Origin of the sequence: Flavobacterium crocinum (genome assembly GCF_003122385.1) — a bacterium.
GTDB lineage: Bacteria > Bacteroidota > Bacteroidia > Flavobacteriales > Flavobacteriaceae > Flavobacterium > Flavobacterium crocinum.
This window is the reverse complement of sequence record NZ_CP029255.1, coordinates 2,908,163-2,922,747: the sequence shown is the minus strand read 5'-3', so window position 1 is coordinate 2,922,747 and position 14,585 is coordinate 2,908,163. Positions and strand designations below refer to the sequence as shown.

The window sequence follows — 14,585 nt, the reverse complement described above, 5'->3', positions numbered from 1 at the left end:
TATTATGAAAGAACTGGATTTACTAAAAAAAGACTGGCAAAAGAACTCAGGTTCTTTTCAACAAATTTCTGAAAATGAAATCTACAAGATGATTCACAGAAAGTCATCTTCTATTGTAAAATGGATTTTGATTATCAGTATTTTGGAAATTTCGTTTTGGACTTTTTCTAATATATTTATAAACACAGATGATGTTTTACGCAAAATAAATCATCCTGAAATTGTTACGGCTTTAGAGTTTCTTACCTACTTTAATTATATTGTAGTTTTAATTTTCGTTTATATCTTCTATAAAAACTACAGAACTATTTCGACCACAATTGCTACAAAATCTTTAATGAGTGCTATTTTAAAGACCCGAAAAACAGTTCAGTATTATGTTTGGTATAATTTAGGAATGATTGTTATTACGGCTATTTTAAGTTTCTTTGTCGCCTTTGTTTACAATCCGGATATGGAATTTCTCAGAGACAAATTAGCCATGAACGGAAAAGCTATGTTTGTTACAATTGGTATTTTATTCCTTGTAATTTTAGGCTTCTTTGGATTGTTCTGGTGCTTTTACAGAGTACTTTACGGAACACTTTTGAGAAGATTGTACGCAAATTATAAAGAGTTGAAGAAGATAGATTTCTAAGATACTAAGGTTCTAAGTTGCTTAGATTCTAAGTTTTTTTTTTAGCCGGATACACACCCCTTGCAAACGAGGCTTAGCTCAGCCTGACAATTTTGAAAAAAATCTAATATCTAAAATCAGAAATCTAAAATTTCTAGTAATCCCATTGTCTCATTTTGTTCAGTTCTTCCTGAGCTTTTATTTCTTCAGCCGGAATTACTTTTAAAAATGACGGATGTTGTTCGATTGCGTATTCAACTTTTTCTACAATTTCATCAATTGTATCATTTTCATAATCAATTTGAAGAGGTTCTTTTATAATAAAGGATTGAAGTATGTTTTTCTTTTTTAAACGCAATCCTTTTTTATCAAAAGATCTGCGAAAACCATCAATTACAATTGGTATAACGATTGGTTTATGCTGTTTGATGATATGAGCTGTACCTTTACGAACTGGTTTAAATGACTTTGTAGTTCCCTGCGGAAAAGTGATAACCCAACCGTCTGCAAGAGCGATTTTAATATTTTCAGTATCGTTTGGATTTACTTCTCTTTTTTCTGTAACATCCACTCCTTTTGCACGCCATGTTCGTTCAACGGTAATGGCTCCAACGTATGCCAGAATTCTAGGCAATAAACCAGCCTGCATCGTTTCTTTTGCAGCAACATAATAAATATTCATTTTAGGCTGCCATAAATAGCCAATGTTTTTAATGGTATCCTGACGTCCGCTTAAACTTGCGTTAAAGACATGAAACATCGCCACAACGTCTGCAAAATAGGTCTGGTGATTTGAAATGAATAATACATTAGTATCTGGAAGCGATTTAATGATTTCAGATCCTTCAATCTGTAATTCATTAAAACCTCTATATCTTCTATGCGTCATAGCGCCCAAGATTCGGATTAACCATTTCTTGATGAATAATATATGCCCAAAAGGATTTCGTTTAAACAATCCCATAACTAATTGTATCTTATTTTTTGTTAGGTCGCAAACATACAAAAATTATTCTTTTAGCAATAGTTTTAAACATTTTCAAGGAAATAAAGTTATCCAAATGAATATCAAATTGTTAAATAAACATTTTCATATGCCTTTTTCAAATGTCATTTTCAGGACATCTCTCAATTCGCTCAAAATCATTGCCGTTGCTCCCCAGACCACATGATTTTGAATATTAAATGCCGGAACTAAAATATTAGCACCATAAGAAGTTGATAATCTGGCTTCGATAATAATTTCATCATTCAAAAAAACAGATAAAGGCAGTTCAATAATCCCCGCAACTTCTCTTATATCAGGATAAAATGAAAGTTCTTCTTTCGCAATTCCTAAAAAAGGATGCACCAGAAAATTACTTGGCGGAATATACATGGCTGAAAAACTTTTAATGACTTCTATTTTTTCCCTTTCAATTCCAACTTCTTCATGAGTCTCTCTCAGAGCGGTATTTTCAAAATTGAAATCGTCTTTTTCAAACTTCCCTCCCGGAAAAGCAATTTGTGCTGAATGAACTCCTTCGTATGTATTTCGAACAATCAAAATCAGATGTGTTTTTTCCTGTTTGGGATAAAACAACATCATTACTCCTGCCATTCTGGGATTCAATGCATTTATATCAAGATTTTTTAAACCTTCAATACGTTCTTTCGGTGCCATTTTCAAGTGTGATTCTACTGCTGGCAGTTTTACTGGAATTATATTGGGAACATATTTCAAAAAATCTTGAAAATTCATAATCAAACCTTATTTTTGTACTTTCAAATAAAACATAAATATACTCCAGAAAACGCAGTACCGCAAGTTTTCTAAAATTAAAGCCTTAAAAAATGTACAGCAGAGAAGAATCACAAAGAATTAAACGAGAATTTTGGGTAGCTTTTGCAGAAAAATATCCAAGAAAATGGGTTCTTTATGATACGAAAATAAAAGACTTTTCTTTTAAATTTTATGTGGACAATAAAAAAGCACAGGTTTTAATCGATATTGAACACCGAAGCGACGAAAAAAGAACTGCTTATTTTGAAAAACTGGAAGCTCTAAAAAGTATTCTGGAAGAAGAATTCATTAAAGATCTGGTTTTCGAAAAAAATTACACTTTAGAAAGTGGCAAAACCATCAGTAGAATTTGGGTCGAAAAAACAGGTGTTGGTTTCAGTAACAAAAACACCTGGGATATTATTTTTGATTTTTTTAACGAAAACATGCATGCTCTTGAAATGTTTTACTTAGAATATGATGAGTTTATTAAGGATATAGACTCTTTATAGATTCTAAGATAACTAAGATTCTGAGATGCTAAGATTCTAAGTTTCACCTATACTAATACAGTAAACCCGACTGTTTTTAAAACCAGTCGGGTTTATTATTTTTAAGCCTAAAACACATCCATTAGCTAAAAAAACTTAAGATCTCAGAAGCTTAGTCTCTTAGAGACTTAATTCTAAACCGTAATAATATTATAAACTATGATATGGTTGTCATAGTTTATGTAAAGCTGTTTCCGAAAGTCTTGTTTTTTGCGTGTAATAATGGAGAGCTTACATTCTCTTCCATCATTATCCTTACACATAAAGGAATACACAATATCGGTATCATTTTCTTCACGTTCGATATAATCCAAAATATTAAAAAGCTGAATTTCCTGCGAATACACTACAATTCTATGTTTGTCTGTATCTAAAACAACTGAAAGATTTACTAATTCAAGGTTAGACCATTCGCCCCATTTCCCTCTTTCATTTTTCTGCAAGACACTAAAACCGGAAGTTTTAAAATGGTAAGACTGACTTTGAACCTTTTGAAGACCAAAACCTATAAAAAGTAATAAAATAAAAGTGCGTATAGAATTCATAAATATTTCTTGCAGTAATTAAAACTCAAATGTAGCCTTTTCTTCGCAAGCTGCTTTAAAATCTGACATCATTTGTTGAACAATTTCTTCTACTGGTAAAATTTCATGAATAAGCCCGGCAATTTGTCCAATTTCCAATTCTCCTTCTTCCAAATCTCCCTCGAACATTCCTTTTTTGGCTCTCGCTCTTCCCAAAAGCTGAATCAAATCTTCTTTAGACGGACATTTTTCATATAAAGCCTGAACATCATTATAAAACTTATTTTTCACCAATCGAACAGGAGCTAATTCTTTCAATGTCAATTGAGTGCCTCCTTCCTGAGTATTAACTATTGTTTCTTTAAAATTATTGTGTGCCGAAGATTCTAAAGAAGCTGCAAATCGACTTCCGACCTGAACGCCATCGGCTCCCAAAACCATTGCAGCCAGCATTCCTCTTCCAGTTGCAATTCCTCCTGCGGCTATTAATGGAATTTTAATCTTTTCTTTCACCATTGGAATTAAAGTTATCGTGGTGGTTTCTTCACGTCCGTTATGACCTCCGGCTTCAAAACCTTCCGCTACAACGGCATCTACACCCGCTTCTTGTGCTTTTAAAGCAAAAACACTACTACTTACCACATGTACAACTGTTATTCCTTTTTCTTTTAAAAATGAAGTCCAGGTTTTAGGATTTCCTGCTGAAGTAAAAACAATTTTTACGCCTTCTTCAACCACGATATCCATGATTTCCTGAATATTAGGATACAACATTGGAATATTGACTCCGAAAGGTTTGTCGGTCGCTTTTTTACATTTTTGAATGTGCTCTCTCAAAACTTCCGGATACATCGAACCTGCACCAATAAGCCCTAAACCCCCAGCATTACTTACCGCTGAAGCTAATTTATAACCGCTGTTCCAAATCATTCCGCCTTGAATGATTGGATATTTTATATTAAAAAGTTGCGTGATTTTATTCATTAAGAAAATTATTGCTTGATTATCTTTCCTGTTTTATGCAGTTTTTCGGCATCAAAACTATAAAAGTAAAGACCGCTTTGTAAAGTCTGTAAAGAAAGAACGGGATTCGAATTATTTATTTTTTCTTCCATTAATTTCTGACCTAATACCGAATAAATTATTACAGAAGCCGTATTACTTTCATTTAAAAAAGAAAAAGTAACTGTATTTTTTACCGGATTTGGATAAACCGAAAAAGCAGTTTCTGCGATAAAATCGTCTACACTTAAGGTCGCTCCAAAATTTGGGATTCCGTAACCGTAATTATTATCCGGATTAGAATATCGATCAGCAGAAGCTAAAATCATTTGTCTGATTTCTTTGTTTGTTTTTGTTGGAAATGCCTGCCATAAACATGCTGCCATTCCAGCCATAATTGGACACGAAAAAGAAGTTCCGCTCGCAACACCAATAGTTCCATTCGGATCTGAAACCACTGCCGAAGCTCCCTGCGCCATAACTTCCGGCTTTATTCTGTGATCGTAACTTGGACCAATTGAGCTAGATGCCGCTTTGACCTTAGATGCAGTAACAGAACCAATTGCTAAAACAGAAACAGCATCAGCAGGAGAACCAATATGTTTCTCGACTTCGGTACCTTCATTTCCTGCTGAAGCTAAAACCAAAATTCCTTTACTAAAAGCTACTTCAGCACCACGCGAAACAAAAGTAGTAATTCCGTTCATATCGCTGTAAGTATGATTGTACCTAACTTCATCACGATAAAGAAAATACCCCAGCGAAGTCGTGATAATATCAACACCCAAAGCATCTGCTTTCTCCGCTGCTTCTACCCAAAGCGATTCTTCAAGAGGATTCTCCTGAGTATCAATTTCTGTAATAAAAAGATAATAAGAAGCATTGGGAGCCGTTCCTATCAAGGCATTATCTTTGTATCCTCCCATTGTAGAAAGCACCTTCGTTCCATGATCGCCTCCGGTATAAAAATTAGCATTTCGGGTAGTATAATCGTAACCTCCCAGAATTTTATTGTTATTTCTAAGATTTTCAAAGGGCTGAGCCGTATTCACACCTGGAAATCCCGCATCTAAAACAGCAATAATTTTTCCTTCTCCGGTATAATTCTGCTGATGCAAAACCTGCCCATTCAACATTTGGATTTGATTGGCAGAATTACCATAAGCATAATCAATAGTAGTTTGCGATTGTTTTTTCGTCTGACTAATTGCAGTTTCAGAAACTTTTTTTCCTGTAGTGTTTGCAGTGTTTAAAGTTCTGTCTGCAAATTCTACTTTTTGTACAAAAGATAAAGTTTTTAAAGCATTAATATTCGCCTGCGAACCTCTAATATGAAGCGCATTCAGCCATTTAGATTGTGCCATAACGGTTATTCCCGTGCTTGCTTTAATTTGGTCAACGTATGAAATTTCCAAAGGTGCATCGGTAACATCCAAAGCTATATTTTGATTAGTTCTTCGATCTAAAGCTTTCTGAGAAAGTTCCGTAAGTGGATTATTAAAGAACAATTGCGCATTAGGTTTAGCATTAAAATAAACCCAAGCTTCTTCTTGTCCAAATACCGTAAATGAAAGAAGTATGAAAAGTAAAGTAAAGTTATATCTCATAGTATACTTTTATGGAATCTCTTCCAAATAAAGTATAAAGCTAAGAAATTACTCCCGAACCAACTAATTCATTTCCTAAATACCAGGCAACAAATTGTCCTTCTGTAATGGCAGATTGCGGTTCTTCAAATTCTACATACATTCCGTCTTCAAACTGATGTAAAACTGCTTTTTGCAAAGGCTGACGGTAACGAATTCTAGCCATTACTTCCATTTTTTCACCTGCTTTTAATATCAAATCTTCTCTGATCCAGTGTACTTCAGATTCTCCAACAAAAAGCGCTTTTTTGAATAATCCCGGGTGCTGACTTGATAAACCTGTGTAGATTGTATTAGTTTCAACATCTGTTGCAATTACAAATAAAGGATCTGTTGTTCCTCCTACATTCAGACCTTTTCTTTGCCCCACTGTAAAATAATGCGCACCCTGATGTTTACCAACTACTTTTCCCATAGTTGGAATATATTCTAATTTTTGAGATTCTAATTTTAATCCTTCTTCCAAAGAAAGATCTGTAGTTTTTTCAACAGCATAAATCGGATCGTTTTTGTCCACCTGAACAATTTTACCTTCTTTAGGCTGCAATTTTTGCTGTAAGAACTCGGGAAGACGAACTTTACCTATAAAACACAATCCTTGTGAATCTTTCTTTTCGGCTGTAACCAATTCCATTTCAGCAGCGATTTCACGTACTTCAGGTTTTGTTAAAGCTCCGATCGGAAACAAGGCTTTTGATAATTGTTCTTGCGACAACTGACATAAGAAATAAGACTGATCTTTATTAACGTCGTTTCCGGCAATCAATTGATAAACCGTTTTTCCGTCTACTTCAATTTCGCTTTTTTGACAGTAATGTCCCGTTGCAACATAATCCGCACCAAGACTCAAAGCGATTTTCATAAACACATCAAATTTGATTTCGCGGTTACAAAGCACGTCAGGATTTGGAGTTCTTCCTTTTTCGTATTCGTTAAACATATAGTCCACGATTTTTTCTTTGTATTCTTCACTCAAATCAACAGTTTGAAACGGTATTCCCAGTTTTTCAGCAACAAGCAAAGCATCGTTACTGTCTTCCAGCCAAGGACATTCATTAGAAATAGTAACCGAATCATCGTGCCAGTTTTTCATAAAAAGGCCAATTACTTCGTATCCCTGTTGCTGCAATAAATAAGCCGCAACACTAGAATCTACTCCACCGGAAAGTCCAACAACTACTCGTTTCATTTTGAAATGTTTGATTTTTTAAGGTCGCAAAGGTACGCCAAATAAAAGAAAAATTCACAAAGGTTTGCATTACTTTAAGCAATCCCGCAGTAGATAAAACTTATCACTTTTTTGATTACATTTAATTATCAATTCTAAAAGCATGAAAAAATACATTTACAGCTTATTTTTCTTGTTTATCCTGACAACATTAAATGCACAACGATTTGTGTCTTCTTTACCTGATTATGAGGCTTACAAAGCATTTAAAGGTAAACCTCTGTCTGATAAATTCTCGAATATTGAATCAGTAAAAGTGATTTATGTCCTTCGAAAACAAAAAATGTATTATTTCAACAGTAGTTTAATTTTACTGCACTATGATTTTGCTGTTAATTATTTAGGCTACACTCCGGATTTAGAAATTTTTAATAATCGAAATTACAGCAACAATGAAAAAGACAGAGATTTTCTTCTCGGAAATCTAAACCATATTAAAGGAACGGATAAATGGATCTTCGAACTCGCAGCTTCCGATCATATGCCCATTATAATGATTGAACGTTTCTTTAACCTGGTCAAAAATTCTACTTTTATTGGAGGAAAATTAAAATTCTACCTGAACAATCCTGAGATGATGGAATGGTTTCAGCAGCAGAAATTTAAAATTCCGTGCGTAAAATCAGATTATATATTCGGAGAAATTAAATATCAGGAAGTGGTTAGGGGAACTAATATAGGAATCCTTAAAAAATACAATCTCAAAGAATTAGAAACTACAAAACCGAATCCCGATGAAATCATTATTTTGAACGGAACACCGGATATTCTTCCGAATGTAAGGGGTATTATTGTTAATGAACTTCAGACACCTTTAAGTCATTTGGTTCTTTTAGGAAAAAACAGAAAGATTCCGATTATGGCTTATACCGATATTGAAAAAGACAACAATATCAAGAGATTACTTTCTAAAAAAGTAGAACTAAAAATTGCCGTCGATACTTTTTACATTAAAGAGACAACCAAAAAAATCACAACAAAAACGATTGGAAAAAAGAAAAAACTAATCATTGACAACACTATAACTGAATTGGTTGATTTATCTCAAATTCCAAAAAAAGGAGTCAATTATATTGGCTCTAAAGCACAAAATATGGCATACTTAATTGCGATTTCAAAAGAGATTCCGTTTAAAGTTCCCGAAAATGCACATGCTATTCCGTTTTATTTTTATACACAACACATTCAGAAAAAATCAATTTCCCCTTTAATAGCTGAACTTTTAGCTTTTCCGAAAAAAGATTCTACAATTTGGATTAATAATCAACTAAAAAAAATCAGGGAAGCCATTAAAAAAGAACCTGTTAATCCTGAATTAATTTCAAAATTGAATTTAGCTTTTAAAGAAGCTAAATTTAAAAACTTTAGATTCCGATCTTCAACCAATGCTGAAGATTTGGATGATTTTAACGGAGCCGGATTATACGATTCTAAAACAGGGATTTTAGGAGATTCTATCAAAACTTTTGAAAAAGCAATCAAACAAGTTTGGGCAAGTGTCTGGAATGAAGCTTCGTACAACGAAAGAGAACTTTTTGGTATCGATCAGCAAAATATTGCCATGGGGGTTTTGGTACATCGTTCTTTTCCTGATGAATTGGCTAATGGTGTTATTATTACTAAAAACCTTTTTAGACAAAATTTTCCGGGAATCACTGTCAATGTTCAAAAAGGAGAAAACTCTGTTGTAAAACCGGAAAAAGGCGAAATCTGCGAGCAATTTGTGGCTTATCATTTTAACGACGGAAAGGATGATACTGATTTTGATATTGATTACACTTCAAATTCTAATTTGAATAATAATGAGCCTTTATTGAGCAGAAAAGAAATGAGCAACATTTTTAACGTGAGTAGAAAAATCGAAGAAAAAATGTATCGTTACTGGCGTAAAAACCAATTTCATCCTGTTGACATCGAATTTAAAATCGTGGGCGAGAAAAGAGATTTGTATATTAAGCAAGTTCGCCCTTTTAACGATTAATAGAAAACCAACAAATCTATTTCGTTTGCTGTTGTATTAATTAAGACAATTTTAAAATCAAATTCTTCAATTTTAATTTTCTGCTGAATTGTTTTTCGAATGAATTCCTGATTTAAAGAAAAGTTCTCGTCAAGCGGAATTTTCACATCAACTGAATTAAGATATTTTGAAGCTTTTTTGTTGACAATAATCGAAGCCAAAATATAAAAACCAATAATGATTATTTGAAAAAACAGCAGCAATTCAATCTTTTCAAACGGATACATGATATCTAAAATCGATAACGTAATCGTCGCAAAAAGAAAGATTATAGCATTTACAGTAAACGATTGTGTTCTAAAACGAAGTATCGAAAAAATAGCAAATAAGCCAAACCCAATTCCGACTCCTATTTCAATTTTTGTAAAAAGATAACAAAGCGAAAAAGTACAGAGCCCAACAATAACCATTAACGGATTTATGGTTGCATTATCCTTTCTGTTGGAGAAAAAATACAAAACCAAAATCGAAAAAAACAGCAGTAGAAATCGTCCTAAAAGTTCGTTTAAATCCATAGATCAGAATAAATTGGCTACTCAAATGTAAACAATTTATTCTTTACCTTTTTGTTTTTTAATCGATGAAAATCAGAGCTGTATCTCTTATTATTTTTTAGGTACAGGTCCTTTTTCAGAAGCTTTGTTAGTGTTTTTAGGATCGCTCATGTTCACTTCTTTTATCAGCTTGCCTTTCTGATAAAACTGCCAGATTCCTGCTTTTTTGCCATTTATAAATTTACCTTTCGAAGCAACAGAAGCATCCGAATCATAAAAAACAGCATCGCCGTTATATTCATTATTTTTAAAGGTAGATTCTTCCAGAAGAGTTCCATCCTGCCCCATCTTTTTATAAACTCCTTCTTTTAAACCATTTCTATACATCATCTCTTCTGCCAGTTTTTCATTAGGATAATAAACTGTTTTTATCCCTTCCAGTTTACCATTCTTATAATTTTCTACAGACATTAAAGCCTTAGAAGCCTTATGATAATATTTCCATTCCCCTTCTCTTGCTTTTCCAACTTCTTTTCCTTCGCTTACCTTATTTTTATTTTGGTCATAAAAAATAGTATAAGAACTGCCATCATTAGCACTAAAATCTCTTGTAGCAATTACATCTCCTTTTTTAGTATCATCAAAAAACTTAAAAAGACCTGTTTCTTTTCCGTGATTAAAAGTTCCTTCATATCGAGGTCGTTTCGATTCGGCATAAGTACCTTTCCAAAGTCCGTCTTTTTTTCCGGCTGCATCGACTTTATTAACTTCGGTTTGTGCGTTTGAAATCAATGCATTTAAAAACAGTAATCCAAGAATGATTTTTTTAGAGATCATAATATATTTTTTAAGCTTAACGAAAATCTGAATTATAAATTATACTGGCAAAAAAAAATCCCGATAAATCGAGATTTTTTTATTTAGAATTATTTCTTTTTATTTTGAGCTTTTGCAGCTTCCTGTTGTTCCATCACTTCCTGGAGACGTTGTTGGAACTTACTTGGTTTCTTAGGCTCTTTCAGTTTATTTTCCTGAATCTGAGCGTGAATTTTTTCGCTGTCAACAATGTAGTTTTTAATTACAAACATAATTCCGATAGTAATTAAGTTTGAAATAAAGTTATACAAACTCAATCCCGCACCGTAGCTATTGAAGAAAATTAACATCATTAATGGTGAAACATAAATCATGATTTTCATCATTTTTGCCATATCCGGCATACCTTCTTGTTGAGGAGCCGCCATTTGCTGATCTCCTGAAGTCATTTTCATGTAGAAGAAAATCGCGATTGCTGCCAAAATTGGAAACAAACTGATATGATCTCCATACAATGGAATGTTAAATGGTAGTTTTACAACAGAGTCAAAAGAGGATAAATCGTCTGCCCATAAGAAACTTTTTTGTCTCAATTCAAACGCTGCAGGGAAAAACTGGAATGAAGCATACATAAAAGGAAGCTGAATCAATGCCGGGATACATCCTGCCATTGGGTTTACTCCTGCTTTGTTGTACAGTTTCATAGTTTCCTGTTGTTTCTTCATTGGGTCCTTTTTGAATTTCTCTCCCAACTCTGCAATATCAGGTCTTAAAACTTTCATTTTAGCCTGAGACAAGAATGATTTATAGGTAATTGGCGACATTGCCAATTTGATGATAATCGTAAAAATGATAATCGCAATTCCTAAAGACAATCCAATAGTTGAACTTAAGAATCCGAATAATGGAATAAAGATGAATTTGTTAATCCACCCAAAAATCCCCCATCCTAATGGAATGATTTTATCAAAGTTTTTATCGTAAGCTTTTAATGTTTTATAGTCAACAGGACCCATATACAAATTCATTTTGTAATCGATCTCACCATTTGTAAACGCTAAAGGTAAATTTGCTCTAAACTGTTTTGTAAAAACAGTATCGATTTTTTCATCTTTAACTAAATCATCGGACTGTAATTTTGAAGTCTCAAACGGTTTTTCTGTAGACAAAATTGTAGCAAAGAAATGCTGTTTAAAAGCCACAAAGCTAACTTTAGCAGGAGTTTCTTCTTTTCCCTGCCCATGTGAACTTACATTATTGTATTTTGATTCTTCGTATTTAAAATCAAGTTGAGCAAAACGATTCTCATAAGAAACACTTTTCTCGTTTCTGTATGTTTTTAAATCCCATTGCAAATCAACTGGCTTAGCCGAATTCAAAACTCTGTTCAAACCTTGAGAACGAATATCAAAACCAACTAAATAATCATTTGGCCTCAAAATATATTTATACTCTAAAAATTCATTTGCACCTGCTTTTAAACGCATAGACAAAACCTGGTCTGCACCAATTTTTTCTAATGTTGGTTCAAAATACAAATCCTTAGAATTAAGCGTTCTGTTATCTGTAGTAAGAAGTTGTAAATTTAAGTTTGAGTTGTTGTTTTTAATTAACTCAACTAACTGTCCGGAACCTTTTTTAAACTTTTCAAATTCTTTCAAAGTCGCTTCAACAATATAACCACCTTTATTAGCGATTTTAAGCTTAAGCTTTTCGTTTTCGATTGTAGTAAAAGTTTCTTTTGCAGAAGGAAGCGTTGCAGAATAAGCAAATCCTCCTAAAGTTTTTTGCAATTGAGCCAGCTGCAATGTATCTCCGGGAGTTACATCTACAGCAGGTAATGATGCAGTTTTAGCCTTTTCAGCTTTTGCTTGTGCTTCTTGTTTAGCAACTAATTCTTTCTTGGCTTTTTCAGCAGCAATTTCTTTCTCAGAAGGTTGATTTTGATAAAAAATCCAAATCAAAATTCCGAATATCAATACAAAACCAATGATCGAATTGAGGTCTAATTTTTTTTCTTCCATTATTAAATTAAAAAAGTTATTCGTTTGAAGTTATTAGTTATGAGTCAGACTCAAAAGTTACATCTTCTTAGAATTAATTATTATTTTTTATGCGCATTTACTGCAGCTGCCACAAAGTTTACGAAAATAGGGTGCGGATTTGCAACTGTACTTTTGTATTCCGGATGGTATTGTACCCCAATAAAAAATGGGTGGTTTTCAAGCTCAACGATCTCAACTAAACCTGTATCAGGATTTACTCCAGAAGCTTTTAAACCTGCTTTTTGCAGTTCATCTGCATATTTATTGTTATACTCATAACGGTGACGGTGACGCTCCGAAATAGTTTTTTCTCCGTAAATTTTATAAGCTAAAGTATCTGGCTTAATATCACATTTCCAAGCACCCAAACGCATTGTACCACCTTTATCGGTTACGTTTTTCTGCTCTTCCATTAAATTCACAACAGGATGAGGCGTTTTATCGTTCATCTCTGTAGAATTCGCTTCTTTATAACCTAAAATATTTCTGGAATATTCGATAACAGACATCTGCATTCCTAAACAAATTCCGAAGAAAGGAATGTTGTTTTCACGTACAAAACGAACTGCTTCGATTTTTCCTTCAATACCTCTTTCCCCAAAGCCCGGAGCAACTAAAACTCCGTCAAGCGTTCCTAATTTCTCTTCCACATTCTCTGCATTAATATGCTCTGAGTGAATTGAAATTACGTTTACTTTAGTTTCATTTGCAGCTCCTGCATGAATAAACGCCTCTAAAATAGATTTGTAACAATCTTGCATTTCCACATATTTTCCAACCAAACCAATGTTTACAGTTTGTTTTGGACTTTTTAATCTTTTCAAGAAAGTATTCCAGTTTTTAAGATCCGGAGATGCTTTTTTAGGTAAATCCAATTTCTTTAAAGCCACAACATCTAATCCTTCTTCAAGCATTAAATTTGGCACTTCATATATAGTAGAAGCATCGATTGACTGAATAACCGCTTCTTTTTTAACATTACAGAATAAAGCTAATTTCTGGCGTAATTCCTGAGACAATTCATGCTCCGTTCTACAAACCAAAATATCTGCTTTAATACCACTTTCCATTAAAGTTTTAACAGAGTGCTGTGTTGGTTTTGTTTTCAACTCACCAGCAGCAGCCAAATAAGGAACTAAAGTTAAATGAATAACGATTCCGTTATTTTCTCCTAACTCCCAAACCAACTGACGAACAGATTCTATATAAGGTAGAGATTCGATATCACCAACAGTTCCACCAATTTCAGTAATAACAATATCGTAATCGCCGGATTTACCCAGCAATTGCATTCTGTCTTTGATTTCGTTTGTGATGTGAGGAACAACCTGAACTGTTTTTCCCAAAAATTCTCCTCTTCTTTCTTTTTCAATAACCGAAAGATACACTCTCCCTGTAGTAACGTTATTAGCCTGAGAAGTAGGAACATTTAAGAAACGCTCGTAGTGTCCTAAGTCTAAGTCAGTTTCAGCCCCGTCATCTGTTACATAACATTCTCCGTGCTCGTACGGGTTTAGTGTCCCCGGATCTACGTTAATGTATGGATCAAATTTCTGAATAGTTGTGCGGTATCCTCTTCCTTGTAACAATTTTGCCAAAGATGCCGCGATAATCCCTTTTCCTAATGAAGAGGTCACACCTCCTGTAACAAAAATATATTTTGTTTGATTCATTCTGTTGTTTGTTTGTAAGTAGTTGTGTAAAAAACTTGGCAAAAGTACAAATTTAATTAGACAATTTGCTAATTAGAAAATTAGAAAATGTATCAATTAGAAAATTTAAGAAATAGATAAGTGATAATTAGAAAACATTGAATTAAATTCACTTTAAAACAATATTTTAATATTATCTATCTAAAACATTTTCTAATTTTCTAATTTT

Annotated in this window: 13 protein-coding genes; 3 read left to right on the top strand and 10 right to left on the bottom strand. The window is 33.3% G+C overall.

The features are described from left to right. Positions 1 to 4: 4 nt before the first annotated feature. Positions 5 to 637, top strand: a complete 633-nt coding sequence (locus HYN56_RS13090; RefSeq protein WP_109192586.1) for a hypothetical protein — start codon at positions 5 to 7, stop codon at positions 635 to 637. Positions 638 to 770: 133 nt separating this feature from the next. Here the strand turns inward: HYN56_RS13090 and HYN56_RS13085 are convergent, their stop codons facing one another. Both HYN56_RS13085 and HYN56_RS13080 read right to left on the bottom strand, forming a co-directional pair. Then, positions 771 to 1,580: a lysophospholipid acyltransferase family protein gene (locus HYN56_RS13085; RefSeq protein WP_109192585.1), complete on the bottom strand. Its 810-nt coding sequence runs from the start codon at positions 1,578 to 1,580 to the stop codon at positions 771 to 773. Between the two features lie 126 nt (positions 1,581 to 1,706). Further along, the gene (locus tag HYN56_RS13080; RefSeq protein WP_109192584.1) at positions 1,707 to 2,357 is read right to left on the bottom strand and encodes an NUDIX hydrolase; all 651 of its coding nucleotides are present in this window, start codon (positions 2,355 to 2,357) and stop codon (positions 1,707 to 1,709) included. A gap of 92 nt (positions 2,358 to 2,449) precedes the next feature. On the opposite strand from HYN56_RS13080, the gene HYN56_RS13075 reads away from it, so the two are divergent. Then, the gene (locus tag HYN56_RS13075) at positions 2,450 to 2,890 is read left to right on the top strand and encodes a DUF4268 domain-containing protein (protein WP_109192583.1); all 441 of its coding nucleotides are present in this window, start codon (positions 2,450 to 2,452) and stop codon (positions 2,888 to 2,890) included. A 173-nt stretch (positions 2,891 to 3,063) separates the two neighbouring features. Here HYN56_RS13075 and HYN56_RS13070 read toward each other — a convergent pair whose 3' ends face one another. From HYN56_RS13070 to mnmA, 4 genes are read right to left on the bottom strand one after another with little or no spacing between them, the layout of a single operon-like run. Further along, the gene (locus HYN56_RS13070) at positions 3,064 to 3,474 is read right to left on the bottom strand and encodes a hypothetical protein (protein ID WP_109192582.1); all 411 of its coding nucleotides are present in this window, start codon (positions 3,472 to 3,474) and stop codon (positions 3,064 to 3,066) included. An 18-nt stretch (positions 3,475 to 3,492) separates the two neighbouring features. Beyond that, positions 3,493 to 4,437 carry an NAD(P)H-dependent flavin oxidoreductase gene (locus tag HYN56_RS13065; RefSeq protein WP_109192581.1) on the bottom strand — a complete coding sequence of 315 codons (945 nt, stop codon included), beginning with the start codon at positions 4,435 to 4,437 and terminating at the stop codon, positions 3,493 to 3,495. Between the two features lie 8 nt (positions 4,438 to 4,445). Continuing rightward, positions 4,446 to 6,062 (bottom strand): S8 family serine peptidase, encoded by a 1,617-nt coding sequence (locus HYN56_RS13060; RefSeq protein ID WP_109192580.1) that lies wholly within the window; start codon positions 6,060 to 6,062, stop codon positions 4,446 to 4,448. A 40-nt stretch (positions 6,063 to 6,102) separates the two neighbouring features. Next, on the bottom strand, positions 6,103 to 7,290 hold the full coding sequence (gene mnmA / locus HYN56_RS13055; RefSeq protein WP_109192579.1) for a tRNA 2-thiouridine(34) synthase MnmA: 1,188 nt from the start codon (positions 7,288 to 7,290) through the stop codon (positions 6,103 to 6,105). A 142-nt stretch (positions 7,291 to 7,432) separates the two neighbouring features. On the opposite strand from mnmA, the gene HYN56_RS13050 reads away from it, so the two are divergent. After that, a complete protein-coding gene (locus HYN56_RS13050) occupies positions 7,433 to 9,310 on the top strand; it encodes a PEP/pyruvate-binding domain-containing protein (protein ID WP_109192578.1) in 1,878 nt (625 codons plus the stop codon). Here the strand turns inward: HYN56_RS13050 and HYN56_RS13045 are convergent. The 4 genes from HYN56_RS13045 to HYN56_RS13030 form a co-directional block, all read right to left on the bottom strand. After that, complete coding sequence (locus HYN56_RS13045; protein WP_109192577.1) at positions 9,307 to 9,864, bottom strand: DUF4956 domain-containing protein; 558 nt, start codon at positions 9,862 to 9,864, stop codon at positions 9,307 to 9,309. The genes HYN56_RS13050 and HYN56_RS13045 overlap by 4 nt on opposite strands. A 90-nt stretch (positions 9,865 to 9,954) precedes the next feature. After that, positions 9,955 to 10,680 carry a toxin-antitoxin system YwqK family antitoxin gene (locus HYN56_RS13040; protein ID WP_109192576.1) on the bottom strand — a complete coding sequence of 242 codons (726 nt, stop codon included), beginning with the start codon at positions 10,678 to 10,680 and terminating at the stop codon, positions 9,955 to 9,957. 89 nt (positions 10,681 to 10,769) lie between these two features. After that, a complete protein-coding gene (gene yidC, locus HYN56_RS13035) occupies positions 10,770 to 12,683 on the bottom strand; it encodes a membrane protein insertase YidC (RefSeq protein ID WP_109192575.1) in 1,914 nt (637 codons plus the stop codon). Between the two features lie 80 nt (positions 12,684 to 12,763). Beyond that, the gene (locus tag HYN56_RS13030) at positions 12,764 to 14,377 is read right to left on the bottom strand and encodes a CTP synthase (protein WP_109192574.1); all 1,614 of its coding nucleotides are present in this window, start codon (positions 14,375 to 14,377) and stop codon (positions 12,764 to 12,766) included. Between the last annotated feature and the right edge of the window lie 208 nt (positions 14,378 to 14,585).